Here is a 26,153-nt window from a genome sequence, read left to right as displayed (position 1 = left end):
ATCATGTTTTTCGCGATTTCTGACATGGCTGCATTGCTTGATGGGTTACGCGCGTTTTGGGGGCTGGGTGCTTCTTTGGCGTGTCTCGCACCATATCCATCCCACGATCTGTAGGATGGGTGTAGCGCGAAAAGGTCGTGGCAATAACCCAGCCGTCGAACGCGCGCAACCCATCAGCCCTCGAACAAGGCCAGCGGTTCAGGGCCGAAGTGCTTGAGGTTGGGGAAGACCAGGGCCAAGTCTTCGCGGCTGGCGCCGAACCAACCGCCCAGCGCCGCGCCGAGCTGGTCCACGGCAAGCGTGGGCAGTAGGCGTCCGTTGTCGACGAAGCCGGGGCCGTCCCGGGCGATCTCGGGGTGCTGGCCGTAATAGCGGCCGCCCTTGACCGCGCCGCCCAGCACGAAATGATGCGAACCCCAACCATGGTCGGACCCGTTCCCGTTCGATCCCAGCGTGCGGCCGAATTCCGACGCGGTGAATGTCGTAACCTGGTCCGCCACGCCCATCGCGGATAACGCATGCTGGAAGTCGGCCAGCGACTGGCCGAGTTCGCGCAGCAGCGCAGGGTGGGTGTCGTTCAGGCCGGCGTGGTTGTCGTAGCCGTTCTGCGAGACGAAGAACACTTGGCGCCGCGCCCCGAGCGCCTGGCGGGCGCCAATGATGCGGGCGACGATCTTAAGCTGCTGCGCCAGGGGCGACGAGAAATCCCCCGGCACCGCCACGTCGGCCAGGGCCGCGCGCAGCTTCGTGTCGGCGTCGATGGACTGCGCGGCGATGCGCGACAGCTCGCGCTCCATCAGGTGCTCGCGCGGCTGGGTGATCAGCTTGCGCAGCAGCGCGGTGCAGTCGCTGGAGCCATACATATCGCGCGTCAGCAGTTCCATGCGAGTCGACCCATGGATGCCGACGCGGTAGCCCGCGACCCGGCGGCCGGCGAGCAGCACGGTGCTGCCGCCTGCCGTGATGCCCGTGAATGTGCGCTGCGCGTTGGCGCTGGCGAACAGGTCCGTCAGCCTGCCTGCCCAGCCGGAAGACGCGCCCTCCGGCGCCAGCGCCTGCCAATACGACTGCTGGTCGTTGTGCGAGAACAGCTTGGGCGGCAGGGGCACGCGCGCGCCGATGTATTCGGCCTTCGTCGTCGGCACGACCAGCGGGCCGATATTCAGCAGCACCGCCATGTCGCCGGCTTCGTACAGGGGCTTGAGCGGCGCCAGGGAGGGCGCCAGCGCGAATTGCGCTCCGCCCGGCGCGGCCTCCTTGCCGCGCAGCGCCGTTGCCTGCAAGGCATCGCGCGCAAGCGCGATGTCGCCGCGCGCCTGGGCGTAGGCCCGGTACGCCGCCGCGTCATACGGAACCACTGAGTTGTAGGGATCGTTGCCACCATACAGGAACACGCACACCAGCGCCTTGTAGTCGCCGGGCGCGGACTGCGCCGCCGCGGCGCCCAGCGCCGCCAGGTTCAGCGCCATCGGCGCAGCCGCGTGGCTCGCGCCCAGCGCGCACGCGCGCAGCAGGAATTCGCGACGGGAGGAGCCTTTCATCGTCGGGCCGCGGTTCATTTCTGCACCAGGTATTCAGGGCTGGCGGCCACCAGCGTGATTGCGGCGCGCACCCGGTCGCGGGGGCGTTCTGGCGGGATCGAGGACACTGCCTGGGCGATCGCGGCGGCGGTCTGATCCGAGAACGCGTCGCCTGCCAGCAGCAGCGCCACCCGCGCCACCAGCGCTGCGGGGTCGCGCGCCAGCGCGATCTCGGCGGTATACGGGGTTTGCAGGTCTTCCCAGCCACGGTCGACATAGATCGCCAGGAAGTTCAGGTAGCCCGCAACGCTGGTTTCGTCGGTGATCTGCAGTTCGGGCGCCACCAGGTGCCGGCGCGCCAGCTCCGTCACCGGCGGCACGTAGCGCGGGCGGAAGAAGTTGAAGACGCTGGCCGAGCGCATCGGGCTCTGGGCCAGCCGTATCGTGTTGTCGGTGGTGTCGGGCATGGCCCAGGCGCCGTTGGTGGACCGGGCTTCGAAGGCCCGGGCCCATCCCGAAAAGCGCAGGATGGGCTCGCGCACCTTGCCCCAGTCCGGCGCGGCCAGATCCGGATGGCGAGCCTCGGGATCCAGCAGGATGGCGCGCACCACGGCCTTCAGGTTGCCGCGAACGCCCGCGCCGTCGTCGTCGAATACCGCGGACACGCGCCCGACATAGGCGCGGCTGGGGTTGCTGGTGACCAGCCGCTGTATCAGCTGCGTGCCGATGAAGGGCCCTACGTTGGGATGGGCGCTGATGACTTCCACGGCGCGCTTTAGAGACAGATGGCCATCGGTGCCCGGCGGAATGACGGCGCCCAGGAAACGCTTCTCGGCCATCGAGTGCAGCGCATTGTTCAGCGCCATCGGCCGGCGATGGAACTCCACATCCGTTTCCGGGCCGTTGATGTCCCAGCCGGTGAACACCTTGGCCAGCCCCTGCACGTCCGCGTTGGAATAGGTTTCCACGGGCGCACCGTTGACCGTCCTGATCGAGCCGTCGGGCTCCAGCTCCAGCAGGCCGATGCTGAACAGCTGCATGATTTCGCGGGCGTAGTTTTCGTCGGGATGGCGGCCTGTCTTTGGGTCTTCCTTGCGGTTGCCGCGATAGGTCAGCATGCAGCCCATCGACAGGTTCTGGCTCACCGCGGCCAGCAATTCCTCGTAGTTGCCCAGAGCGTGCTCGGCCAGCAGGTCCATGAACCCCGCCGCGCCGAAAAGCGGCCACGACGCCGTGATGGAGGACACGCCCACCACGAAGATCTCGGACAGCGAGAAAGCCACCCGCGTGCGCACCTGGTCCGGGGCGCTGATGAACTTGCGCCATAGCGTCGATTCCAGCGGCGCGTTGATGCCGTTGCCCTTGAACTCCTCGGTGTTCTTCCCTTGCTGGAGCAGCCAGTCGAAATGCGTTTGCGATGGGGCAAGCGCCAGCTGCGCGTCCAGCCATGCCGCGTATCCGTCGCGCACCACGGCGTCGATGTCGGCAGGCGTGGGCCCGAAGGTCGCCTGCGCCAGGAAGCGCGAGGCCTGGCCCGGGGTGGGACGGCGGGGAGAAGAAGGGGCAGCGGACTGCGGCGCAGCCGCTGACGGCGTAGCGGACATGCGCAGGCACCTCGTCGAATGCGAAAACCTACGGTACTGAAGCCCCGGGCGGGCTTCAATACCGTCATTCGGATGAGGGACTAGTCCAAAAGCGTGAGGGTCAGACCGAGCGCGTGATGCCGCCGTCGATGCGGATGTTCTGGCCAGTAATGTAGGATGAGGCGTCGGACGCCAGGAAGGCGATCAGGTCCGCGACTTCCTCGGCCGTGCCGTAGCGGCCCATCGGGATCCGGACGCGCCGGTCTTCCTTTTCGGGCAGGCTGTCGATGAAGCCCGGCAGCACATTGTTGATCCGCACATTGTGTTCGGCGTACTCGTCGGCAAAGACTTTCGTGAAGGCGGCAAGCCCAGCGCGGAACACGCCCGAGGTGGGGAACAGCGCCTCGGGCTCGAAGGTCGCGTAGGTGGAAATATTGACGATGGCGCCGTGCTTCTGCTGCTTCATCACCGGCGCGACCAGGCGCGCAATGCGCACGACGTTCAGCAGGTAGAACTCCATGCCCAGGTGCCAATCGTCGTCGCTGATTTCGAGCAACGGGCCCTTGGGGCCGTGGCCGGCGCTATTGACCACCGCGTCGACGCGGCCCCATTTCTGCAGGGTAGCGTCCACCAGGCGGGACAGGTCTTCGGGAGAGCGGTTGGAGCCCGTGACGCCCAACCCGCCCAGTTCCTGGGCCAGGGCTTCGCCTTTGCCGGAGGAAGACAATATGGCCACGCGGAAGCCGTCGGCCGCCAGCTTGCGCGCCGCCGCCGCACCCATGCCGCTGCCGCCAGCGGTGACGATCGCCACTTTTTCCGTGCTCATGCTCGCTCCTGTGTCTGATGCTCTGGATCGGCCATTGTAGGGGCGAGTCCCGGGCGCGGAGGAGGTTCCCGAGCCGGGGGCAGGGCTTCCGGAAGGGAGTTAAGGCCTGCAGGCAGGCTCTAAGGCGCGGCGCCGACGCGCCAGACCACGTTGCCCACGTCGTCGGCCACCAACAGGCCGCCCTGGCCGTCGATGGCCACGCCGACCGGCCGGCCCTGGGCTTCACCGCTTTCATTCAGGAAGCCCGTCAGCACGTCGCGCGCGGGGCCGCTGGGCGCGTTCTTGCCGAAGGGCACGAAGATGACCTTGTAGCCGCTGCGCGGGTCGCGGTTCCACGAGCCGTGCTGGCCCACGAACATGCCGCCCACGAAGGGTTCGGGCAGCTTTGCGCCGCCGGACCAGGCCAGGCCCAGCGATGCGGTATGCGGCCCCAGCGCGTAATCGGGCACGATGGCGCGCGCGACCAGGTCGGGCCGTTGCGGCTTCACGCGGATATCGACGTGCTGGCCGAAGTAGCTATAGGGCCAGCCGTAGAAACCGCCGTCGCGCACCGAGGTCATGTAGTCGGGCACGAGGTCGCTGCCCAGTTCGTCGCGTTCGTTCACCGCGGTCCAGAGCGTCTTGCCGTCCGGCGCCCAGGCCATGCCCACGGGATTGCGCAGCCCCGTGGCGTACAGCCGCTTGGCGCCGCTGGGCACGTCGATTTCCCAGATGGCGGCCCGGCCTTCTTCGATCTCCATGCCGTTCTCGGCCACGTTGCTGTTGGAACCCACGGACACGTACAGCTTGCCGCCGTCCGGGCTGGCAAGCAGGTTCTTGGTCCAATGGTGGTTGATGCCGGCGGGCAGGTCGGTGACTTTCTCGCCGGAAGAGTCGATGCGGGTCTGCCCGGTTTCGTAAGGGAAGCGCATCACGGCGTCCGCATTGGCCACATAAAGGCGGTTGCCGATGAGCGCCATGCCGAAGGGAGAATTCAGGCCCTCCAGCAACACATGGCGGGTTTCCGCGACACCGTCGTGATCGGCGTCGCGCAGCAGCGTAATGCGGTTCGCGCTGGCCGTCCTGGCGCCGGCCCGCTTCATCGCCAGGCCGGCGACCCATGCCTTCAGGCCGCCCGAGGCCGATTCCGGCTTGGGCGGCGCATTTGTCTCGGCGACCAGTACGTCGCCGTTGGGCAGCACATATAGCCACCTCGGGTGATCCAGGCCTGAGGCAAACGCGGTCACCTCCATGCCGCCAGCGGCCACCGGGTGCGCGCCGGCGGGCCAGCCGACCGCCTTGGCGGTCTTGACGGTGGGGATCAGGGTGGGATTGGGAGCCGGGATCTGCGGCGAGGGCCCCATGCCCGCCTCGACGGGCAGCCTGGCCATTTCGCCGCAGGCGCCGAGCGTGGCCAGCGCAAGGCCGGCCGCGGCCACGATACGTAGGATCTGCATGATGCGACTCCAGGACGATGTCCCATCATACTCAGGCTCGGAGCCCTCAGGGGCTCAATCGTCGAAGCGGCTGCGCGTCACGGCGCCGGTTTGCGGATCGACGTACAGCTTGACGCGCTGGCCTTGCGGATCGTAGGCCTTGACCTCGTAGCCGTGCTTGCTGGAGCGTTCGATCTCGGAGATGTTGCGGTAGCCGGCCGCTTCCATCTTGTCGTAGACCTGGCGGATCGTCAGCATCGGGGCGGCGGGGGCGGTGGCCGCGGCGGGGGCCGGGGCCTGGGGCGCCGCGGCCTGCGCGAAGGCCGGCGCGCCCGCCACCAGGGCAGAGCCGCCGATCGCCAGGACTGCCAGGGTTTTCTGAATGCGCGTCATCATGGATATCTCCTAGGGTTTGACTGAGTGGATAAGGCCGTTTTCACGACCCTGCGGCCATTATTGGGGCCGGCGCATGAACTGATTCTGAAGCCGCCGTTCATGCGGGGTTCATCCGTTGCGCGGTATAAAAGACGCTCTATCCATCCCCGTTTAAAGTTTAAAGAGAGGCCCCGCCTTGCGCGACCGTGGAAACCGAATCTCCCGCCATAGGCGCCGCGGCCTGGTCCTCGCGGCTGGCGCGCTGGCGTTCGCGCTGGCCGCAGGCCCCGTGGCCGGCCTGGCCGACGAGAGCGACCACGAACGCGCGCGCCAGGCGCTCGAGGCGGGCAAGGTGCTGCCGCTGGGCGCGGTGCTGGACATCGTCGAGCGCGATTTTCCGGGGCAGGTGGTCAAGGTCGAATTCGAGGAAGACGACGACGAGTTCATCTACGAGATCCGGGTGCTGCAAAGCGGCGGCAGCGTCCTCAAGCTGAAGATCGACGCGCGCGACGGCACATTGCTCGGGATCAAGGGCCGCGACATCAAATTCAAGGGCAAGCCCTGATGCGCATACTCGTGGTTGAAGACGAACCCACGCTGGCCGGCCAGCTCGCCGAGGCGCTGCGCGCCGCAGGCTACACGGTGGACGCAGCCGCCGACGGCGAATCGGCGCGATACCTTGGGGATGTGGAAGCGTTCGACGCGGTGGTGCTGGACCTGGGGCTGCCCGTGATGGACGGCCTGACCGTCCTGAAGGCGTGGCGGGCCGGCGGGCGCAACATGCCGGTGCTGATTCTCACCGCGCGCGACAACTGGCACGAGAAGGGGGCGGGCATCGATGCCGGCGCGGACGATTACCTGACCAAGCCGTTCCACATGGAAGAGCTGCTGGCGCGGGTGCGGGCGCTGTTGCGCCGCAGTACCGCGCACGCCAGCGCCGAATGGCGTTGCGGCCCCCTGGTGCTGGACACGCGCCAGGCCAGGGCCAGCATCGACGGACGGCCGCTTGCCCTGACCAGCCATGAGTTCAAGGTGCTGGCGGTGCTGATGCAGCGCGCCGGCGAGGTGGTGTCGCGCAGCGAGCTCACCGAGCATATCTACGCGCAGGACTTCGACCGCGATTCCAACACCATCGAAGTCTTCATCGGCCGGCTGCGCAAAAAGCTGCCGCCGGACACGATCGAGACCGTGCGCGGCCTGGGCTACCGCCTGGCGGCCCGAGGGTGACGCCGATGCGGCGCCCCGCGGGGTCGTTGCGGCTGAGGCTGCTGGCAGGCACGCTGGCCTGGATCCTGCTGTCGGTGGCCCTGGCGGGCTGGGGGCTGGCCAGCCTGTTCCGCCAGCACATCACCCAGCAGTTGCAGGCGGAATTGACGCTGCACCTGAACCAACTCACGGCGGCGGTCAACATCGGTCCGGACGGGCGGCCGGTGGTCGCTCCGCCCTTGAGCGATCCGCGGCTGGAACAGCCCCTGTCCGGCCTGTACTGGCAGATCGACCGCCTGCCCGAGGACGGGCGGCCGGCAGCGCTCGGCGTGGCGCGCTCGCGGTCGTTGTGGGACCAGACGCTGGATGTGCCGCTGCCATCGGCAAGCGAGGGCGACCAGGTCCACGACGTCGCGGGGCCGGCGGGGCGCAAGCTGGCCGTGCTGGCGCGCGTGCTGAAGCCGGCGGAAGAGGACGCGGCTCCGTTGCGCCTGCTGGTGGCCGCAGACCGCGCCGTGCTGGCCGAACCCATCGGGCGCTTCAACCACATGCTGGCGATCGCGCTGGGCGCGCTGGCGGCGGGACTGACGCTTGCCGCCGTGGTGCAGGTGCTGGTCGGCCTGCGGCCGCTGGCCCGCCTGCGGCGGCAGCTGGCGGCGCAGAACGCGGGCGACAGCAGCCGCATCGAGGGCAGTTTTCCCAGTGAAATCCAGCCGCTGGTCGATGATTTCAATAAGGTGCTGGCGATGAACGCCGAGATCGTGCAGCGCGCACGGACGCAGGCCGGCAACCTGGCGCACGCGGTGAAGACGCCGCTGGCCATCCTGTCCAATGCCGCCGCGCGCGAGGACAGCCCGCTGGCGGGCCTGGTGCGCGAGCAGGTCGGCATGGCGAACCGCCAGATCGACTACCACCTGGCGCGGGCCAGGGCCGCCGCGTCCTCCGGCGCCGCCGACGGGCGCACGCCCCTGGCGGAAACGGCGCAAGGGCTGCTGCGGGTGGTCCGGCGCCTGTATGCCCAGCGCGATCTGCGTATCGGCGGCGGGGATATCCCGCCAGGCCTCGTGTTCCGCGGCGAACAGCAGGACCTGCAGGAAATGCTGGGCAACCTGCTGGACAACGCTTGCAAATGGGCGGCCGGACAAGTGCAGGTCACAGCGGAGCAGGACGGGCCCGGACGCCTGGTGATTCACGTCGATGACGACGGGCCGGGCATCGAAGACCACGAGCGCGAACGCATCTTCCTGCGCGGCGTGCGCATGGACGAGCAGCGTCCGGGTTCGGGCCTGGGGCTGGACATCGTGCGCGACTTGGCGGGCACCTATGGCGGCGAGGTGCGCGCGGCGCGCTCCCCGCTGGGCGGGCTCAGGGCGTCGTTGCGGCTGCCGGCCGCGTGACGCGGCGGCCCCGCCTAGGCGGCCCCGCCTTACTTCACCAGCGTGACGGGGACGTCGGCCAGCTGCAGCACCTGGTTGGCGGCGGAGCCGATCAGGATGTTCGCCAGCGAGCCGTTGCCGCGCGTGCCCATGACGATGCGCGCGCAGCCATGGTCGCGCGCATAGCCGGCGATTTCGGTCGCCACGTGGCCGAAGGCGACGTGGCTGGCGTAGCCGGTGCCGGTCACGTCGAGCAGCTTGCGCGCCTCTTCCGTGGCCTTCTGGCCTTCGCGGATGTAGAAATCGTCGATCATGTCCTGCGTGATCAGCCGGGACAGGCCGGCCCGGCCCTGCACGGGCGTCTGGACGTTCAGGATGTGGATGCGCGCGGATCCGGCGCCTTGGGCAAGCTGGCGCGCATACAGCACCGCGCGGTTGGCATTGTCGGAGCCGTCGACCGGGACCAGGATGTTCAGCATGGTTGCTCCTCGATGCGTTACTTGACCAGTGTGACGGGCAATTCCGTCAGGTGCAGGACGCGGGTCGCGACGGATCCCAGGAACCAGGACGATACGGAGCCCAGGCCGCGCGAGCCCATGTAGATTTCGTCCGCCTCGGATTCATTGGCGACCCGGACGATGGTGTCCGCCGCCGCGCCCACTTCGACGCGGGCCTGGAAGGGCACGCCGGCCTCGGCCAGGAGGGCGCTGGCGGCCTGGAGGGCGGCCTGGCCTTCTTCCTGGTGGTAGGCGTCGATTTCCGCCTGGGACAGGCCGCGGCCGATCTTGCCCGCCTGCAGGGGGATCTGGACGGTCAGGAGCTCCACGCGCTCGACCGGATCGTAACGGCGGGCGTCGAGCAGGGCCTTCACGGCGTGGGTGGACTGCTGCGAGCCGTCCACGGGGATCAGGATGCGTTTCACTAGCGTCTCCTTGCGCGCGCCGCAGGCGAGGTGCCGCCCACGGTATCCCCATTATTCGCCGAATCCCGCCAGCGCGAAATGCGCGGGATCAAACCGCGGCCGATCAGCGCCAGCGTTCGGCCAGGGTGTCCGCGGACAGGGGCTGGCCGAGCAGGAGGCTGGCCTGGCGGGCCAGGGCGTCGGCGCCGCCGCTGGTTTCCAGCCGCAGCCGGCCGGGGCCGCCGGTGCGCAGCAGGCCGCGCTCCTGCAATTGATGGCGCAGCCGGCGCGCCACGGGAGCGCCGGTTTCCAGCAACGGCACGCCGGGGCCGGCCGCCGCCTGGATCGCATCGCGCAGGAAGGGAAAATGCGTGCAGCCCAGCACCAGCACGTCCGCGCCTGCTTCCCGCAGTTCCGCGACGGGGGCGCGTACGGCGGCCTCGGCCTCGGGGCCGTCGAGCACGCCCCGTTCCACCAGCCGCACCCATTCGGGGCAGGGCCTGAACAGGATGCGGACTTCGGGGGCTTCGCGCCGGACCAGGGCGGCGAACTTGGGACTGGCCAGCGTGCCCGTGGTGGCGAACACGCCGACCACGCCGCTGTGGGTCAGGTGCGCCGCCGGCTTGATGGCGGGCTCCACGCCGATGATGGCCAGCCCGGGATGGCGCTGGCGCAGCTGCGCGATGGCCGCGGCGGTTGCCGTGTTGCAGGCCACCACCATGGCCTTGGCCCCGCGCGACACGAAATAGTCGGCCAGCGTGCTGGCGCGGCGCTCCACGTATTCCTGCGTCTTTTCGCCATAGGGCACGTGGGCGGAATCGGCTACGTAGAGCAGGGATTCGTGGGGCAGGGCGTCGCCGATGGCGCGCAGCACGCTCAGGCCGCCGACGCCGGAGTCGTAGATGCCGATGGGAGATTCGGAAAACATGGAAGCAATACGGATTGCGGGTGTCCGGCAGTGTAGCGCCAGGACGGCAGCGGGCCGCTCAGCCCTGGGCCAGGGATTCCTTGCGGTGCTGGCGCGCTTCTTCGATCAGCCTGCGCGCCGCGCCGGACAGGGGCGCGTCGCGCCAGATCAGGTTCAGCGGAGCCCGTAGTTCCGTCGGCTGGCTCACGCTGATGTAGACCACGCCCTCGATGTTCACCCGGCGCAGAGACGCGGGCACCAGGGAAACGCCCAGGCCCGCGGCCACGAGGCTCAGCGTGGACAGCATGCGCGGCGCTTCCTGGGCGACGCGCGGGCTGAACCCGGCGGCGCTGCAGGCGCTGATGATCGCGTCGTACAGGCCCGGGCCGCTGTGGCGGCGGTAGAGGATCAGGGATTCGTCCGCGAGTTCGGACAGTGCGATGCGTTTGCGCGCGCGCCCCTTGACGGCAGGATGGTCGGCGGGAAACGCGGCCAGCATGGTTTCTTCCAGCACCGTTTCCACCACCACGCCGCGGTCCGGGCCGTAGGCCCCGCGGATGAAGGCCACGTCCACGCGGCCCTCGCTGACGTCTTCCATCAGTTCGCCGGTGCTGCTTTCCTCGAGCACCAGCCGCACGTTCGGCGCGCTTTCGCGGAAGCGCCGGATCACGGAAGGCACGAAGGGGTGGAAGGCGGCCGATCCCGTGAACCCGACGGTCAGGCGTCCGGCCTCGCCCAGCGATACGCGGCGCACGCCTTCCACCGCCTGTTCCGTCAGCGCGATGATGTTGCGCGCGTCGTCCAGCAGCGCGCGGCCGCTTTCGGTCAGTTCCATGCCGCGCGGCAGGCGGTGGAACAGCGTGACCCCCAGTTCCTGTTCCAGCACGCGGATCTGCTGGGACAGCGGCGGCTGGCGGATGCCCAGCCGCGCCGCGGCCTTGGTCAGGTGGGATTCCTCGGCCACGGCCACGAAGTAGCGCAGCAGGCGCAAGTCTACGGATGCCATATGTAATCGATATGGTTTATGAATAAGTCATATATTAGACATTATCTTGGTGGAGGAGTAGGCTGCAATCTCTTTGTCCACCCCCGAATACCATCGTGTCCGCTCCCACGCGCCGGCCCTGCCGGCGGCACAAGATGCCCGCGCCGCCTCCGGACGGTGGGTTGTCCCGGAGCAACGCGGCCATAAAAACCATGAACGCAGTACCTTCCACCCCTGAGGCCGGGCTCCGGCCTCCGCCCACTTGCGGGCAACTGTTCTACGGCTTTCTCATGCTGGGCCTGACCGCCTTCGGCGGCGCGCTGCCGCTGGCGCGCCGCATGGTCGTCGAAAAGCACCGCTGGCTCAGCGGCCCGGAATTCACCGACCTGCTCGGGCTGTGCCAGTTCCTGCCCGGCGGCAACATCATCAACCTGTCGGTGGCGCTGGGCATGAAGTTCCGCGGCCCGCGGGGGGCTTTCGCGGCGCTGATGGGCCTGATCCTGGCGCCATCGGCCATCGTGGTCCTGCTGGGCATGGTGTACGACCGGTTCCAGGACGATCCGCACATCCAGCACCTGTTCGCCGGCCTGGCGGCCGCGGCTGCGGGGCTTCTGATCTCGATGGCGGTGAAGATCGGCGCCCCGGTGCTCAAGCGCAGGGACTGGCTGGCGGGCCTGGTCGCCACGGCCTGTTTCATCGCCATCGCGGTGCTGCGGATCCCGCTCCTGCCCACCATGGCGGTGCTGACGCCGCTGAGCATCCTGATGGTCTGGAGGCAGCGTCGATGATCCATACCCTGATAGCCCTGGCCCTGATCTTTTCCGAGCTGTCCGTGCTGGCTTTCGGCGGGGGCAATACCATCCTGCCGGAGATGCAGCGCCAGGTGGTGGAGGTGCACGGCTGGATGACGGCGGCGGATTTCTCCGCGCTTTTCGCCCTGGGGCAGGCCGCGCCGGGCCCCAACCTCATGGTGGTCACGCTGGTCGGCTGGCACGTGGCCGGAGGGCTGGGCATGCTGGTCACCACCATCGCCAAGTTCGGCCCGTCCTCCGTCATCACGGTCATTGCCCTGGGGCTGTGGGAGCGATTCAAGGACCGTCCGTGGCGCGGCGTCGTCCAGGCGGGCATCTTCCCGATGACGGTGGGGCTGGTGGCCGCCAGCGCGGCGCTCATTACCGAGGCGTCGGTCCATACCTGGCTGCTGGGGATCATTACCGCCGTGGTGGCGCTGCTGGGCAGCGTCACCCGCATCCATCCCCTGTGGCTGCTGTTCGGCGGCGCGCTGGCCGGTTTGCTCGGCATCGGTTAGGGTAGGGGCTTCAATCCGGAAAGGCCCCGCGGGCGCAAGGCCCGGGGGAGCCGAGCGCAGGAGCCTGCCATGCCGCTCAAGGACTTCGAGCCCGAGACCTCCGCACCATCCGCCGGCAGCCTGCCGTTCTTCCACGCGCATCTGCGCCTCGTGCTGTGCGCGGGCCTGCTGCTCGTCATGGCGGCCGGCCTGTACGCCGCCGGCGTGCAGCTGATGCTGGCGCTGCTGCTAGGGTTCGACGCCGGGGCGCTCGTCTTCCTGGTGGCGACGGCCCGCGTATTCGGCCGGACCAGCGCCGAGTCCATGCGCCGCCATGCCCAGGAACAGGACGTCGGGCGCTCCGGAGTGCTGTGGAGCAGCGTGGCGCTGTCGTGCATGGTGATGATGGCCTTGTGGGTGGAACTGCAGGGCGAGGGCGGCGCGGGCAGTGCGATCGCCATGCTGGCCGCCGCGGCGACCATCATCCTGTCGTGGCTCTACATGAACATGATCTTCGCGCTGCATTACGCCCATGGCTATTACGGCCATCGCAACGCCATGCACAAGGGGTTGGACTTCCCGGGCACGGAAGAGCCCGACTACTGGGATTTCGCCTATTTCGCGCTGGTGTTGGGCATGACGTTCCAGGTGTCGGACGTGCAGATCGTGAACCGTCGGCTGCGCCGCACCGCCCTGACGCACAGCGTCATCGCCTTTTTCTTCAACGTCTTCATCATCGCCATCAGCGTGAACGTGGCGGCGGGGCGGGTGTAGCCGGGCGCGGGCCGGAGGCCCGCGCCGGGGTTACGCGGCAGCCAGGCGCCAGAGCGACGTGACTTCCTTCGAGCGCGCCGCATGGAGCGGGTCGGACGGATCCTTGGCGCGTCCGTGCGTGGGGCGGGTATCGAGCCGGTCCACCACGCGCAGGCCGGCCTGGCGGAACATTTCCAGAAGCTGTTCGCGGCTGCGCAGGCCCAGGTGTTCGGCCAGGTCGGACAGGATCAGCCAGCCTTCTCCTGCGGGCGCGAGATGCGCCGCGAGCCCGCCCAGAAAGCCGCGCAGCATGCGGCTGTCGGGGTCATAGACGGCATGTTCCACCGGCGAGCTGGGGCGTGCCGGAAGCCAGGGCGGATTGCAGACGACCAGCGACGCCCGGCCCTCCGGATACAGGTCGGCCTGCGCAAGCTCCACCTGTTTTTCGAGGCCCAGGCGTTTCAGGTTGTCGCGGGCGCAGACCAGCGCGCGGGCATCCTGGTCAGTGCCCACGATCCGCTTGATGCCGCGCCGCGCCAGCACGGCCGCCAGCACGCCGGTGCCCGTGCCGATATCGAAGGCGGTATCGCCGGGCGGCAGCGGCGCGCGCGCCACCAGCTCCACGTATTCGCCTCGCACGGGCGAGAAGACGCCGTAATGCGGATGGATGCGGGCGCCCAGCGCGGGAATCTCCACGCCCTTCTTGCGCCATTCGAAGGCGCCGATCAGGCCCAGCAGCTCTCTCAAAGACGCCACGTACGGCTCGGCGGCGGGGCCGTGGGCCGCTTCGCAGGCCAGGCGCGCGTCGGGCGCGCGGCGCAGGGGGATGCCGTGGCCGGCGTCGAAGGGGATCAGCAGCATGCCGAGAATGCGCGCGCGCTGCGACTGGATCTGGCGGTGCTGGTTGAAGGCGTCCAGCAGGGTGTCCACGGGCTTGCGGGGGCGCTTGTCGACGCGGCGCGTCATGGCCTGCAGCAGTTGCCGGGCGTTCTGGAAGTCGCCGCGCCACAGCAGCCCGACGCCTTCGCAGGCCTGGCGATACGCCATGTCCGCAGTGAGGGTGTCGTCCGCGAGCACGACGCGCTTGGGCGGCGCGGCGCCGCTTTCGGAGCGCCAGCGCGCGGCGCGCGGGGTCTGGTTTTCTTCCCAGAGGATTTCGGGGACGGTCAACGTGGGGCTCCAGCAGGTCGGGGCGCGCGGGGCAGGGGAATCATTCGGGACGCAAAAGAAAAAGGGCGCGGGCTGCCAATGTAGCAGCTTCGCCCTTCTTCGCGCCGTGTTGCCTACTGCGCGCGGGCAAGCGGGGTAAGGCGCTCGCGGTTCTGCGTGACCGCTTCCAGCACCAGGGGATGCAGGCGTTCTTCGCCGGCATCGCCGTCGGGCTGCTGCGCCAGGAAATCCAGGAGCTCGTTGCGCATGCGCGGCTCCCAGAATTTGTGGATGTGGTTGGCCACGCCTTCCAGCGCTTCCTGCCGGTCGGGCATCGCTTCGAAGAACTGGCCGATGCGATTGGCCATGCGGATGAGGTTGCCGATTTCCATGCTTGGGTGAGGTCCGGTTCAGGTAATGATGCGTTCAGGGTGGGCGTACAGCGTGGCGTCGTCCCCGCGCAGGAAGCCGAGCAGTGTCAGGTTGGCCTCGTTCGCCAGGCGGATCGCCAGGGAGGTGGGCGCGGATACCGCCGCAAGCACCCTGATCCCGGCCGACGCCGTCTTCTGCACCATTTCGAAACTGGCCCGGCTGGACACGGCGACGATGCCGTCGCCCGCGCGCGCGCCCTGGCGCGCCAGCGCGCCGATGAGCTTGTCCAATGCGTTGTGGCGGCCCACGTCCTCGCGCACCAGCGTCATCGTTCCGTCGGCGCCGGCCCAGCCCGCGGCATGCGTAGCGCCGGTGAGGTCATGCAGCGCCTGGAGCGCGCGGATGTCGCGCATGGCGGCCAGCACGGACTGGAAACGCACGGGCGCGGTGTTGGCGATGGGCGCCACGGGCCTCAGCACCTCGGGCAGCGTTTCCACGCCGCACAGGCCGCACCCCGTGCGGCCGGCCATGGCGCGCCGCCGGGATCTCAGCCGGACCTCGCAGGCGGTGGAGATCTCGACCTGGACCACGATGCCATCGCGTTGCGGCAGCAGGTCGATGCCGCGCACGTCGCCGACGCCCGAGACGATGCCTTCGGACAGCGCGAAGCCCAGGGCGAAATCCTCGAGGTCGGCGGGGGTCGCCAGCATGGTGGCGTGGCTGATGCCGTTGAATTCGAGCGCCACCGGCGTTTCCAGGGCAACGTAATCGGCTTCGGCGCCGGGCTCGATGGCTCCTGCGCGCAGGCGGGTCACCTGGACCTGCGCGCAGTCGGAGCGGGATGTAGGCAGTGGCGGGGGCATGGATGCGACGTGGCGGTTCTGTCCGGCGGTCATTTCCCGGCCAGCGCCGCTTCGCTTTCGCGCTCGCGTTCGCGCAGGAGCTTTTGCTGGATGTCGGCAAAGCGCGACCATTGGCGCTGCCATTCCGAGGGCTGGGAAACGCGCGTGACCTGCACGGCGGTCACCTTGTACTCGGGGCAGTTGGTCGCCCAGTCGGAGCTGTCGGTGGTGACGACGTTGGCGCCGGATTCGGGGAAGTGGAACGTGGTGTATACCACGCCCGGCTGCACCCGGTCGGTGAGCGTCGCGCGCAGCACGGTTTCGCCCGCGCGGCTCTGCACGCCCACCCAGTCGCCGTCGCGCACGCCGCGGTCCTCCGCGTCCTGCGGATGCAGCTCCAACAAGTCCTCGCCATGCCACACCACGTTCGGCGTGCGCCGGGTCTGCGCGCCCACGTTGTATTGGGACAGGATGCGGCCCGTCGTCAGCAGCAGCGGGAAGCGGCGCGTGCTGCGTTCGTCGGTGGGGACGTACTTGGTGATCATGAACCTGCCCTTGCCGCGCACGAATTCGTCGATGTGCATGATCGGCGTGCCTTCCGGCGCCTCCTCGTTGCACGGCCATTGCAGGCTGCCCAGCCTGTCCAGCTTGTCGTAACTGACGCCGGCGAAGGTCGGCGTCAGGCGGGCGATCTCGTCCATGATCTCGCTGGGGTGGCGGTAGTCCATGGGATAGCCCAGCGCATTGGAAAGCGCCACCGTCACTTCCCAGTCGGACTTGCCGTTCTTGGGCTCCATCACCTTGCGCACGCGCGAGATGCGGCGTTCTGCATTGGTGAAGGTGCCGTCCTTCTCCAGGAACGAGGAGCCGGGCAGGAACACGTGCGCGTACTTCGCCGTTTCGTTCAGGAACAGGTCCTGCACCACGATGCACTCCATGGCCGCCAGCGAGGCCGCCACGTGCTGGGTGTTGGGGTCGGACTGCACGATGTCCTCGCCCTGGCAGTACAGGCCCTTGAACGAACCGGCCAGCGCGGCATCGAACATATTGGGAATGCGCAGTCCGGGCTCGGGCTGCAGGGTCACGCCCCAGTCGCGCTCGAACTGGCCGCGCACCGCGTCGTCGGAGATGTGGCGGTAGCCCGGCAGTTCGTGCGGGAACGAGCCCATGTCGCACGAACCCTGCACATTGTTCTGTCCGCGCAGCGGATTCACGCCCACGCCTTCGCGGCCGACGTTGCCGGTGGCCATCGCCAGGTTGGCGATCGCCATGACCGTGGTCGAGCCCTGGCTGTGCTCGGTCACGCCCAGGCCGTAATAGATGGAGCCATTGCCGCCCGTGGCGTACAGGCGGGCCGCGCCGCGCACGGCCTGCGCGGGCACGCCGGTGATTTCCTCCATGGCTTCCGGCGAGTTCTCGGGCAGCGACACGAAGTCGCGCCATTCCTTGAACGGCTTGGCTTCGCAGCGCTCGGCGACGAAGGCCTCATCGATCAGCCCCTCGGTGGCGATCACATGCGCCAGCGAGGACAGCAGCGCGGTGTTGGTTCCCGGCCGCACCTGCAGATGGAAATCGGCCTTGATGTGCGGCGAACTCACGAGCTCGATTCGGCGCGGATCGATCACGATCAGCCGGGCGCCCTGGCGCAGGCGGCGCTTCAGGCGCGAGGCGAACACCGGGTGGCCGCTGCTGGGGTTGGCGCCCATCACGATGACCACGTCGGTATGCATGACCGAATCGAAGGTCTGGGTGCCGGCGGATTCGCCCAGCGTCTGCTTCAGGCCGTAGCCGGTGGGCGAGTGGCAGACCCGCGCGCAGGTATCGACGTTGTTGGTGCCGAAGGCGGCGCGCACCAGCTTCTGCACCAGCCAGGTCTCTTCATTGGTGCAGCGCGACGACGTAATGCCGCCGACCGCGTCGCGGCCGTGCTGGTCCTGGATGCGGCGGAATTCGGAGGCTGCGTAGTTGATCGCCTCGTCCCAGGACACTTCCTTCCAGGGATCGGTGATGCGCTTGCGGATCATGGGCTTGAGCACGCGCTCCTTGTGGGTGGCGTAGCCCCAGGCGAAGCGGCCCTTCACGCAGGAATGGCCGCGATTGGCCTGGCCGTCCTTCCAGGGCACCATGCGCACCACTTCCTGGCCCTTCATTTCGGCCTTGAAGCCGCAGCCCACGCCGCAGTACGCGCAGGTGGTCACGACCGAATGCTCGGCCTGGCCCATCATGATGACGGTCTTTTCCTGCAGGGTCGAAGTCGGACAGGCCTGCACACAGGCGCCGCAGGACACGCATTCGCTGTCCAGGAACGGCTGGTCCTGGCCCGGCGACACCCGCGATTCGAAGCCCTTGCCGGAAATCGTCAGCGCGAACGTGCCCTGCGTTTCCTCGCAGGCGCGCACGCAGCGGTTGCAGACGATGCACTTGGACGGGTCATAGGTGAAATACGGGTTGGATTCGTCCTTCTCGCTCTTCAGGTGGTTGGCGCCATCGTAGCCGTAGCGCACGTTGCGCAGCCCCACCACGCCGGCCATGTCCTGCAGCTCGCAGTCGCCGTTGGCCGGGCAGGTCAGGCAATCCAGCGGATGGTCGGAGATGTAGAGCTCCATGACGCCGCGCCGCAGTTCATGCAGCTTCGGCGTCTCGGTATGGACGACCATGCCGTTTTCGGCCGGGGTCGTGCACGAGGCGGGGTAGCCTCGGCGGCCGTCGATCTGCACGAGGCAGAGCCGGCACGAGCCGAAGGCTTCCAGGCTGTCCGTGGCGCACAGCTTGGGGATGTTGATGCCGGCTTCCGCGGCCGCGCGCATCAGCGAGGTGCCGGCCGGCACCGTGATGGCCTGGCCGTCGATGGTGAGGGTGACGGTCTCGGCGGACTCGCGCGCCGGCGTGCCCATGTCGCGGTCGCGCTTGATGACGGTTTCTAGCATGGCGGTCTCGGGTTCAGGCCGCGTGCGCGGCAGGCTGGGAGGATTCGATGCCGAAATCCTGCGGGAAGTGGTTCAGCGCGGACAGCACGGGGTAGGGCGCCATGCCCCCCAGCGCGCACAGCGAACCGGCCATCATCGTGTCGCAGAGGTCGCGCAGCAGATGCACCTGCTGCTCGCGGCCTGGGCCGCCGGCGGCGATCTTGTCGAGGGTTTCCACGCTGCGGGTGGACCCGATGCGGCAGGGCGTGCACTTGCCGCAGGATTCGATGGCGCAGAACTCCATCGCATAGCGCGCCATGCGAGCCATGTCGACCGTATCGTCGAAGGCCACCAGCCCGCCGTGGCCGATCATGGCCGAGATCTGGACATAGGCCTCGTAGTCCAGCGGCACATCCCATTGGGATTCCGGCAGGTAGGCGCCGAGCGGGCCGCCGACCTGCACCGCGCGCAGCGGACGCCCCGAGGCGCTGCCGCCTCCGAAGCCGTACAGCAGGTCGCGCAGGGTCAGGCCGAACGCCTTCTCCACCAGCCCGCCGTGCTTGAGATTGCCCGCCAGCTGGAAGGGCAGGGTGCCGTGCGACCGGCCCACGCCGTAGTCGCGGTAGTACGCGGCGCCCTTGGCCAGGATGATGGGCACGGTGGCCAGGGAGATGACGTTGTTGATGACGGTGGGCTTGCCGAACAGGCCCGAGACGGCGGGAAGCGGCGGCTTGGCGCGAACCACGCCGCGCTTGCCCTCGATGCTCTCCAGCAGCGAGGTTTCCTCGCCGCAGATGTATGCGCCCGCGCCTACGCGCACTTCCAGGTCGAAGCGGCGGCCGCTGCCATGCACGTCGCCGCCCAGCCAGCCCACGCTGCGCGCCCGCGCGATGGCGGCCTCCAATGTGCCGATGGCCTGGGGGTACTCCGAGCGCACGTAGATATAGCCATAGGTCGCGCCCACCGCCAGCCCGGCGATGGTCATGCCCTCGATCAGCACGTAAGGGTCGCCTTCCATCAGCAGGCGGTCGGCGAAAGTGCCCGAATCGCCCTCGTCCGCGTTGCAGACGATGTACTTCTGGCTGGCGGAAGCCGCGGCCACGGTCTTCCACTTGATGCCGGTCGGGAAGGCCGCGCCGCCGCGGCCGCGCAAGCCCGATTCCACCATGTCGTCGAGGATCTGCGCCGGCTCCATGGCCAGTGCGCGTTTCAGCCCTTCCAGGCCGCCGTGCGCGGCATAGTCCTGCAACGACAGCGGATCGGTCACGCCGACCCGGGCGAAGGTCAGGCGCTCCTGGTGCTTCAGGTAGGGGATTTCCTCGGTCAGGCCCAGGCGCAGCGCATGCGCGCCGCCCGTGAGCCAGCCGGCGTCGAACAGCCCGGCGACGTCCTCGGGCTGCACGGGCCCGTACGCGATGCGGCCCTGCGGCGTGGCGATCTCGACCAGGGGCTCCAGCCACAGCAGGCCGCGCGAGCCGTTGCGCACGATCTGCACGGACAGGCCGCGCTGGTCCGCGATGCGCTCGATATCGCGGGCCACGGTGTCTGCGTCCATGGCCAGCGCCGCGGCGTCGCGCGGCACGTAGATGACGACGGGGGCGTTCATGGCGTGGCCTCCAGCGCGCGGGCCAGCAGACGGTCCAGTTTTTCCGGCGTGACGCGGGCCTGCGGATGGCCGTCGATCATGACGGCCGGGGACTGGGCGCACAGGCCCAGGCAATACACCGGTTCCAGCGAGAAATTGCCGTCGGCGGAGTGGGCATGGAAATCGCAGCCCAGCGCAGCGCGCGCGTGCTCGGCTAGGCGTTCGCCGCCCATGGCCTGGCAGGATTCGGCGCGGCAGACTTCCAGCTTGTGGGGCGCCGGGGGCTCGCTGCGGAAGTGCGGGTAGAAAGTGACGACGCCATGGACTTCGGCGCGGGACAGGTTCAGGGCCTCGGCGATGGTTTGCACCGCCGGGGCCGGGATACAGCCCAATTCGTGCTGCACCGCGTGCAGCACGGGAAGTAGCGGGCCGGGCTGGTCTTTCAGCCGGGCAAGGATGCGGGCGGTGGCCGCGACGGCCGGGGTAGGGGACGCCTGGGCCGCGTCCAGGGCCATCTGGCCGCCCCTGGCGCCGCCGCTGGACGCCAGATCGGATGTTGCCTCGCGCGCTTGCACGTCGGTCTCCTCCTGCGTTGCTGTTGTGTGAGGCGGGATCCTGCCTTGGTTTTATATGCTTTAAAAAACATATAAATTGCCCGCCCATCGCGTTATTTGTGTACTCTAGCGAGGTAAACCAACGTGTTCAATAAGAAATAAATGACATATAAGTTCCGCATCGGCCTGCGGCCGCAATGGACGCTGGGCGGCGACGGCGAGTCGGCGCCCGTGCCCTTGCAGGACATGCTGGCGCTGCTGGCGGCCATCGACGCCACCGGCAACATCGCCGGCGCGTGCCGGGCCTGCGGGCTGTCGTACCGGCATGCCTGGGGCGTGCTGCGGCGGTTCGAGGCCATCTTCGGCACGCAGCTGCTCATCACCAACCGCCGCCAGGGCACCCAGCTGGCGCCGTTCGCGCAGCGTCTGCTGTGGGCCAACCGGCGCATCGAGGCCCGTCTGATGCCCACGCTGGAAAGCATGGCGTCGGAACTGCAGGAAGAACTCGAGCGCTTGCTGCCCGAAAGCGGCCCGCACCTGCGGCTGCATGCCAGCCACGGTTTCGCGGTGGAATCGCTGATGCAGCACATGGGCGGCCGCAAGCCGGGGCTGGAACTGCGCTACCGCACCGCCAGCGAGGCCCTGGCCTCCCTTGAGCGCCGCGAATGCGACCTGGCCGGCTTCCAGGTGCCGGTTGGCGAGTTCGAGCCGCCCATCATGGAGCGTTACGCGCAATGGCTGCACGTGGACGAAAACGTGCTTATCCACCTGGCGGTGCGCAATACCGGTCTGTTCGTCATCGCCGGCAACCCCAAGGGCATAAGCGGCATGGCGGACCTGGCCCGCCCCGACGTGCGCTTCGTCAACCGCCAGATCGGCTCCAGCACCCGCCATCTGGTTGAGCTGATGCTGGATCGCGCCGGGGTGTCGACCGGCGAGGTCCAGGGCTACGAAACCAACGAATTCACCCATATGGCCATCGCCGCGCACATCGCCAGCGGCATGGCGGACACGGGGATGGGCGTCGAGACCGCCGCCTGCCGCTTCGGGCTGGACTTCATCCCGCTGGTGCGCGAACGCTATTTCTTCGCCATCCGCAAGACGGCGCTGGAGACACCGGCCATGCGCGACCTGCTGTCCATCATGCGCAGTCCCGATTATGTCGGCTACGTCGGCCAGCTCGTGGGCTACGATGCCCGCGACACCGGCCGCCTGCAGACCCTTGAAGAAGCCTTCCCATCGGCGCCGGGCGCCGGGATATGATGTTCCCATGAGCAAAGTGATACTCCTTGCCGATCACCGAACGGGCCGCCCGGCCTCCGCCGCGCCTGCGGAATTGCCGCCCGACGGCCAGCCCGCGCTCGACCTGCGCGCGCGTCCCCTGCGCGACCTGCGGATATCGGTCACGGACCGCTGCAACTTCCGCTGCACTTATTGCATGCCGCGCGAGGTGTTCGACAGCAGCTACACCTTCATGCCGCATTCGGCGTTGCTCTCGTTCGAGGAAATCAGCCGCCTGGCGGGCATCTTCACCCGCCTGGGCGTGGAGAAGATCCGCCTCACCGGCGGCGAGCCGCTGTTGCGCAAGCACCTCGAGAACCTGGTGGGCCTCCTGGCCGGCTTGCGCACGCCGCAGGGCCGCCCGCTGGACCTCACCCTGACCACCAATGGCAGCGTACTGGCGCGCAAGGCCGCCGACCTCGCGCGGGCGGGGCTCACGCGGGTCACGGTCAGCCTGGACGCGCTGGACCCCGCCATGTTCCAGGGCATGAGCGACAGCGGCTTCACGCCGGACGACGTGCTGCGCGGCATCGACGCCGCGGCCGAAGCCGGCCTGGCGCCGGTGAAGGTGAACATGGTGGTGCGGCGCGGGCTGAACGACGGCCAGATCCTGCCCATGGCCGAGCGCTTCCGCAATACCGGCCACGTCTTGCGCTTCATCGAATACATGGACGTGGGCAACACCAACGGCTGGAACCTGGCCGAAGTCGTGCCCAGCCAGGAAGTGCTGGACCGCATCGGCGCGGCCTATCCGATAGAACCGATCGCGGACGGCGAGATGGGGCGCGTGGCCGAACGCTGGCGCTACACGGACGGCGGGGGCGAAATCGGCGTCATCTCCAGCGTCACCCATGCCTTCTGCGGCGGCTGTACGCGCGCGCGCCTGTCGCCCGAGGGGAAACTCTTCCTGTGCCTCTTCGCGCACGAGGGGTACGACCTGCGGGCGCCGCTGCGCGACGGCGCCAGCGACGACGAGCTGGCGCGCATCCTGACGGGCATCTGGGCGGCGCGCGGCGACAATTATTCCGAACAGCGCGGGCGCAACATGGCGGACCCTTCGCGCAAGATCGAAATGAGCTACATCGGCGGCTGACGCCGGCCGCGCGGCCGATCCGGGCGCAAGCGCCCTGGCGCTTGCAGGCCCGGCGGCCGGACGCTACGCCAGCCAGTGGCGCAGGTCGTAGTAGGGGACCCTGTCCTGGTCGTGCACCGGCACGCCCGCCGGAAGGCGGGCCAGGCCCGTCGCCCAGGGCAGCGAGCTGATCACGCCCGATCCCTGGTGGACATACGGCACCAGTTCGGCGCCGCCGTCCTCGGCCGGACGGCGCTGCACGCGCAGGAATTCCTCGCGCGCGTCCTGGCGGGGCTGCTCGGTGCGCAGCGGCAGGTGGCTGATGGGCGGGAAGAGCGTTTCGCGGCCCTGCATGCGGCGCACCAGCGGCGAGACCAGCATGGCGAACACCGCGTAGGCCGAGACCGGGTTGCCGGGCAGGCTGACCACGGGTTTGCCGTCGATCTGCGCCAGCGCCACCGGCTTGCCCGGCTTCATGCGCACCTTCCACAGCGAGAGCTCGCCGCCCAGGGTGGCCAGGGCGGGCTTGACCAGATCGCGTTCGCCGACCGACACGCCGCCCACGGTCAGCACCAGGTCGCAGTCGGCCAGGAGCGTCTTGAAGGCCGCCAGCAGGTCTTCCTCGGTATCGCGCGCATGCAGCACGTGCACCGGCAGGGCGCCCATGCCGCGCGCGAGCACGGCCAGCATGGGGCCGTTGGAGTTGTAGATCTGCTCCGTCGCGCGTGGCTGGCCGGGCAGGACCAGCTCGTCGCCGGTGGTCAGGATGCCCATGCGCAGTTGCCCGAAGACCGGCACGCTGGCCAGCCCCTGCGAGGCCAGCAGCGCCACATGCGCGGCCTCCAGCAGCGTGCCCGCGGCCAGCAGCGGCGAGCCCGCCATGGTGTCTTCGCCGCGGCGGCGGATGTACAGGTCGGATTCGGGCTGGCGGGAGATTTCCACGTGGCCGTCGGCTTCCGCTGCGTCTTCCTGCATGACGACGGTATCCGCGCCGGCGGGAATCAGGCTGCCCGTGAACAGGCGGATGGCATGGCCGGGCTTGAGCGGTTCCGGCATGTCGCCGGCGTAGCAGCGCTGCTGGATGGGCAGCCGGACGCCGGGCCCCCAGTCGGCCATGCGCAGCGCGTAACCGTCCATCGAGCTGTTGTCGGCCGGGGGGATGTCCACGGTTGCCTGGAGATCGGCGGCCAGCACGCGGCCGGCGGCGTCGGCCAGGCCGACTTCCTCGCTGCGTTGCAACGGGCCCGCGGCATTGGCCAGCAAGGTCTGGGCTTGATCGAAATCCAGCATGGGTCAGTTGCCTTCTTCGCGGTTCTTGAATTGCGTGGCGAAATTGCAGGGGCGGTGGCGGCTGTCCAGCTGTTCGCGCAGAATCTGTTCCCAGGCCGTTTCGCAGGCGTTGTTCGAGCCGGGCAGGCAGAAGACGAGCGTGCGGTTGGCGGAACCCGCGAAGGCGCCGGACTGGATGGCCGAGCTGCCGATCTCCGCATGGGAGAGCTGCCGGAACAGCTCGCCGAAACCGGGGACCTCGTGATCCAGCAGAGGCAGCACCGCGGCTTGCGTCTGGTCGCGCGGGGCGAAGCCGGTGCCGCCGGTCGTGATGATGACCTGGACTTCCGGGTCGGCGATCCAGTCGCTCAGGACGCGGCGGATCTGATAGAGATCGTGCTTGACGATGTCGCGCCGCACGCACTGGTGGCCCGCGCGCGCCAGGTTCTGGGCGAGCAGGTTGCCGGACGTGTCGTCGCCCGCGCTGCGGGTGTCGCTGACCGTCAGCACTGCGCAGGCCAGCGAAACGGGGCTTTCGTCGCTCATGGATGCTCCTTCTTTGTCGTTGAGGATTTTTTGCCGCTGGGCCGCCCCGAGGCAAAAACGGCCTCCTTGGGGGGCAGCAAGCGCGTAGTGTGCGACGTGGGGGTCTTTTCATCCCAGGACTGCGTGCGGTCCTGGTCGGATTGGCGTTGTTCCACCCAGAAGCTGTCGCCGCCCGCGAGGGTCTCGCGCTTCCAGAAGGGGGCCCGGGTCTTGAGTGCGTCGATGATGTATTCGCAGCCACGGAAAGCGTCGCCCCGATGGGCGCTGGCCGCCGCCACGAATACGATCTGGGCGTTGCGGGGCAGGGCGCCCACGCGATGCACGATCACCGTGCCGTCGAGGTTCCAGCGGGCGCGGGCGGTTGCGGCGATCTCTTCGAGTTCGCGTTCGCACATGCCGGGATAGTGTTCGAGAAAAAGCGTGTCGGTGGGGGCGTCGGGCGAGTAGTCGCGCACGTAGCCCACGAACGTGACGATGCCGCCCACGCCCGGCCCGGCGCGCTCTCGCAGCGCGGCCGTGAGCGCGGCGCCGTCGAAATCGGCTTCCTGGACGCTGATCATGGCGTTCACCCTCCGGTGACGGGTTCGAATACCGCGACCTCGTCGCCCGCGCGGATGGGGGCGGACGGCTTGGCGTGGGTCTGGTTGATGGCCAGTTTCAGGCGCGCGGCGGGAGCCAGCTGGGGATAGCGTTCGCCCAGCGCGGCCAGCAGTTGCGCGCCCGTGGAATCTTCCTCCAGGGGCCAGGCCTCGGAGCGCTTGCCGACCAGCTCGGCCACGCGCGCGAAATAGAGAAGGTTAATCGTTGCGCCACTCACCGCTTTTTCCTCCCGCCTTGTACTTCAGGCGAACTTGCTCGATCACGATGCCCTTGTCGGCAGCCTTGCACATATCGTAGATGGTCAGCGCAGCCACGCTGCAAGCCGTCATGGCCTCCATTTCCACGCCCGTTTTATAGCTGGTGCGGCAGGTGGCCAGAATGTCGATCCGGTGGGCGGCGTCATCCAGCGCGAACTCGATGCCGACGAAGGACAGCGGCAGGCTGTGGCACAGCGGGATCAGCTCGGCGCAGCGCTTGGCGGCCAGGATGGCGGCCACGCGGGCGGTGTTGAGGACCTCGCCTTTGCCCTGGCCCGGCTGGGTCAGCAGGCCGTAGGCCACGGCGTTCATGCGTATTCCGGCTGTGGCGATCGCCACGCGTTCGGTGTCCGTCTTGGCGATGACGTCGACCATGCGGACCTGGCCGGCTTCATCCAGGTGGCTCAAGGTGGGGGTGGACGTGGACATGGGAATCAGGAGCGAGAATTGTTAATGTTTGAAAAGAGCGGCCCCGGCTGGCCGGGCAAGGCCGCTGATACGCCTATGATAGACGAGCGGTGCAGGGGGCGCGATAATCGCGCCTGTAGTCATTAGAAGGACGGGATCGCACGGCCTTCAATTCGT

The 26,153-nt window shown here is 68.6% G+C and carries 27 protein-coding genes and 1 pseudogene; 8 read left to right on the top strand and 20 right to left on the bottom strand.

All coding sequences use genetic code 11. The features are described 5' to 3' along the window. Positions 1 to 173 precede the first annotated feature (173 nt). The 5 genes from JL37_RS12415 to JL37_RS12395 all read right to left on the bottom strand — a co-directional run bounded on the left by JL37_RS12415 (position 174) and on the right by JL37_RS12395 (position 5,737). Positions 174 to 1,541, bottom strand: coding sequence for a DUF1501 domain-containing protein (locus JL37_RS12415; protein ID WP_043544491.1), 1,368 nt, complete (start codon positions 1,539 to 1,541; stop codon positions 174 to 176). A gap of 14 nt (positions 1,542 to 1,555) precedes the next feature. Further along, a complete protein-coding gene (locus tag JL37_RS12410) occupies positions 1,556 to 3,124 on the bottom strand; it encodes a DUF1800 family protein (protein WP_043544436.1) in 1,569 nt (522 codons plus the stop codon). A 100-nt stretch (positions 3,125 to 3,224) separates the two neighbouring features. Continuing rightward, on the bottom strand, positions 3,225 to 3,929 hold the full coding sequence (locus tag JL37_RS12405; RefSeq protein ID WP_043544435.1) for an SDR family oxidoreductase: 705 nt from the start codon (positions 3,927 to 3,929) through the stop codon (positions 3,225 to 3,227). A gap of 119 nt (positions 3,930 to 4,048) precedes the next feature. Beyond that, on the bottom strand, positions 4,049 to 5,365 hold the full coding sequence (locus tag JL37_RS12400) for a sorbosone dehydrogenase family protein (protein WP_043544434.1): 1,317 nt from the start codon (positions 5,363 to 5,365) through the stop codon (positions 4,049 to 4,051). A gap of 54 nt (positions 5,366 to 5,419) precedes the next feature. After that, positions 5,420 to 5,737 carry a PepSY domain-containing protein gene (locus JL37_RS12395; protein ID WP_197064601.1) on the bottom strand — a complete coding sequence of 106 codons (318 nt, stop codon included), beginning with the start codon at positions 5,735 to 5,737 and terminating at the stop codon, positions 5,420 to 5,422. Between the two features lie 223 nt (positions 5,738 to 5,960). Between JL37_RS12395 and JL37_RS12390 the strand changes: the two genes are divergently transcribed. The 3 genes from JL37_RS12390 to JL37_RS12380 are packed head-to-tail and all read left to right on the top strand — an operon-like array spanning position 5,961 to position 8,322. Next, the gene (locus JL37_RS12390) at positions 5,961 to 6,284 is read left to right on the top strand and encodes a PepSY domain-containing protein (protein WP_043544490.1); all 324 of its coding nucleotides are present in this window, start codon (positions 5,961 to 5,963) and stop codon (positions 6,282 to 6,284) included. After that, positions 6,284 to 6,946 (top strand): response regulator transcription factor, encoded by a 663-nt coding sequence (locus JL37_RS12385; protein WP_043544432.1) that lies wholly within the window; start codon positions 6,284 to 6,286, stop codon positions 6,944 to 6,946. Before JL37_RS12390 ends, JL37_RS12385 begins: the two co-directional genes overlap by 1 nt. Positions 6,947 to 6,951: 5 nt before the next feature. Continuing rightward, positions 6,952 to 8,322, top strand: coding sequence for a sensor histidine kinase (locus JL37_RS12380; protein ID WP_043544431.1), 1,371 nt, complete (start codon positions 6,952 to 6,954; stop codon positions 8,320 to 8,322). Positions 8,323 to 8,351: 29 nt separating this feature from the next. On the opposite strand, the gene JL37_RS12375 is transcribed toward JL37_RS12380, so the two are convergent. The 4 genes from JL37_RS12375 to JL37_RS12360 form a co-directional block, all read right to left on the bottom strand. Further along, entirely contained in the window at positions 8,352 to 8,780 is a 429-nt protein-coding gene (locus tag JL37_RS12375; protein ID WP_043544430.1) for a universal stress protein, read from the bottom strand. 17 nt (positions 8,781 to 8,797) lie between these two features. Further along, positions 8,798 to 9,223 carry a universal stress protein gene (locus tag JL37_RS12370; RefSeq protein ID WP_043544429.1) on the bottom strand — a complete coding sequence of 142 codons (426 nt, stop codon included), beginning with the start codon at positions 9,221 to 9,223 and terminating at the stop codon, positions 8,798 to 8,800. 103 nt (positions 9,224 to 9,326) lie between these two features. Then, positions 9,327 to 10,130, bottom strand: a complete 804-nt coding sequence (murI, locus tag JL37_RS12365; RefSeq protein ID WP_043544428.1) for a glutamate racemase — start codon at positions 10,128 to 10,130, stop codon at positions 9,327 to 9,329. 58 nt (positions 10,131 to 10,188) lie between these two features. Further along, on the bottom strand, positions 10,189 to 11,115 hold the full coding sequence (locus tag JL37_RS12360) for a LysR substrate-binding domain-containing protein (RefSeq protein ID WP_043544427.1): 927 nt from the start codon (positions 11,113 to 11,115) through the stop codon (positions 10,189 to 10,191). 191 nt (positions 11,116 to 11,306) lie between these two features. Here JL37_RS12360 and JL37_RS12355 point away from each other — a divergent pair, with 191 nt between their 5' ends. The 3 genes from JL37_RS12355 (at position 11,307) to JL37_RS12345 (ending at position 13,156) form a co-directional block, all read left to right on the top strand. Further along, the gene (locus JL37_RS12355) at positions 11,307 to 11,882 is read left to right on the top strand and encodes a chromate transporter (protein ID WP_043544426.1); all 576 of its coding nucleotides are present in this window, start codon (positions 11,307 to 11,309) and stop codon (positions 11,880 to 11,882) included. After that, positions 11,879 to 12,403: a chromate transporter gene (locus JL37_RS12350; RefSeq protein ID WP_043544425.1), complete on the top strand. Its 525-nt coding sequence runs from the start codon at positions 11,879 to 11,881 to the stop codon at positions 12,401 to 12,403. Before JL37_RS12355 ends, JL37_RS12350 begins: the two co-directional genes overlap by 4 nt. 69 nt (positions 12,404 to 12,472) lie before the next feature. Then, the gene (locus JL37_RS12345) at positions 12,473 to 13,156 is read left to right on the top strand and encodes a DUF1345 domain-containing protein (protein ID WP_043544424.1); all 684 of its coding nucleotides are present in this window, start codon (positions 12,473 to 12,475) and stop codon (positions 13,154 to 13,156) included. Between the two features lie 30 nt (positions 13,157 to 13,186). Here JL37_RS12345 and JL37_RS12340 read toward each other — a convergent pair whose 3' ends face one another. The 6 genes from JL37_RS12340 to JL37_RS12315 all read right to left on the bottom strand — a co-directional run bounded on the left by JL37_RS12340 (position 13,187) and on the right by JL37_RS12315 (position 20,564). After that, on the bottom strand, positions 13,187 to 14,305 hold the full coding sequence (locus JL37_RS12340; protein WP_052097128.1) for a class I SAM-dependent methyltransferase: 1,119 nt from the start codon (positions 14,303 to 14,305) through the stop codon (positions 13,187 to 13,189). Positions 14,306 to 14,418: 113 nt separating this feature from the next. Further along, positions 14,419 to 14,676, bottom strand: a complete 258-nt coding sequence (locus JL37_RS12335; protein ID WP_043544423.1) for a formate dehydrogenase subunit delta — start codon at positions 14,674 to 14,676, stop codon at positions 14,419 to 14,421. An 18-nt stretch (positions 14,677 to 14,694) separates the two neighbouring features. Beyond that, positions 14,695 to 15,519, bottom strand: coding sequence for a formate dehydrogenase accessory sulfurtransferase FdhD (fdhD, locus tag JL37_RS12330; RefSeq protein WP_052097133.1), 825 nt, complete (start codon positions 15,517 to 15,519; stop codon positions 14,695 to 14,697). A 29-nt stretch (positions 15,520 to 15,548) separates the two neighbouring features. Further along, positions 15,549 to 18,425, bottom strand: coding sequence for a formate dehydrogenase subunit alpha (gene fdhF, locus JL37_RS12325; protein WP_043544422.1), 2,877 nt, complete (start codon positions 18,423 to 18,425; stop codon positions 15,549 to 15,551). 13 nt (positions 18,426 to 18,438) lie between these two features. After that, a complete protein-coding gene (locus JL37_RS12320) occupies positions 18,439 to 20,010 on the bottom strand; it encodes an NADH-quinone oxidoreductase subunit NuoF (RefSeq protein ID WP_043544421.1) in 1,572 nt (523 codons plus the stop codon). Beyond that, a complete protein-coding gene (locus JL37_RS12315) occupies positions 20,007 to 20,564 on the bottom strand; it encodes a formate dehydrogenase subunit gamma (protein ID WP_043544420.1) in 558 nt (185 codons plus the stop codon). The genes JL37_RS12320 and JL37_RS12315 overlap by 4 nt, the downstream gene beginning before the upstream one ends. A gap of 141 nt (positions 20,565 to 20,705) precedes the next feature. Here JL37_RS12315 and JL37_RS12310 point away from each other — a divergent pair, with 141 nt between their 5' ends. Together JL37_RS12310 and moaA are read left to right on the top strand one after the other, a co-directional pair. Next, positions 20,706 to 21,806 (top strand): substrate-binding domain-containing protein, encoded by a 1,101-nt coding sequence (locus JL37_RS12310; protein ID WP_043544419.1) that lies wholly within the window; start codon positions 20,706 to 20,708, stop codon positions 21,804 to 21,806. A 7-nt stretch (positions 21,807 to 21,813) separates the two neighbouring features. Beyond that, on the top strand, positions 21,814 to 22,917 hold the full coding sequence (gene moaA / locus JL37_RS12305; protein WP_043544418.1) for a GTP 3',8-cyclase MoaA: 1,104 nt from the start codon (positions 21,814 to 21,816) through the stop codon (positions 22,915 to 22,917). A 63-nt stretch (positions 22,918 to 22,980) separates the two neighbouring features. Here moaA and glp read toward each other — a convergent pair whose 3' ends face one another. The 5 genes and pseudogenes from glp to moaC form a co-directional block, all read right to left on the bottom strand. Then, positions 22,981 to 24,186, bottom strand: a complete 1,206-nt coding sequence (gene glp / locus JL37_RS12300; protein WP_043544417.1) for a gephyrin-like molybdotransferase Glp — start codon at positions 24,184 to 24,186, stop codon at positions 22,981 to 22,983. Between the two features lie 3 nt (positions 24,187 to 24,189). Then, on the bottom strand, positions 24,190 to 24,711 hold the full coding sequence (gene moaB, locus JL37_RS12295) for a molybdenum cofactor biosynthesis protein B (RefSeq protein WP_043544416.1): 522 nt from the start codon (positions 24,709 to 24,711) through the stop codon (positions 24,190 to 24,192). A gap of 95 nt (positions 24,712 to 24,806) precedes the next feature. Further along, positions 24,807 to 25,271: pseudogene (locus JL37_RS12290) on the bottom strand (molybdenum cofactor biosynthesis protein MoaE); the annotation flags it as partial. Positions 25,272 to 25,276: 5 nt separating this feature from the next. Further along, complete coding sequence (locus JL37_RS12285) at positions 25,277 to 25,528, bottom strand: MoaD/ThiS family protein (protein ID WP_043544415.1); 252 nt, start codon at positions 25,526 to 25,528, stop codon at positions 25,277 to 25,279. After that, positions 25,509 to 25,997, bottom strand: coding sequence for a cyclic pyranopterin monophosphate synthase MoaC (moaC, locus tag JL37_RS12280; protein WP_043544414.1), 489 nt, complete (start codon positions 25,995 to 25,997; stop codon positions 25,509 to 25,511). The genes JL37_RS12285 and moaC overlap by 20 nt, the downstream gene beginning before the upstream one ends. Between the last annotated feature and the right edge of the window lie 156 nt (positions 25,998 to 26,153).

Source organism: Achromobacter sp. RTa (assembly GCF_000757485.1).
Taxonomy (GTDB): domain Bacteria; phylum Pseudomonadota; class Gammaproteobacteria; order Burkholderiales; family Burkholderiaceae_B; genus Achromobacter.
Note: the sequence above shows the minus strand (reverse complement) of the source record. Positions and strands in the feature narration are given on the sequence as shown.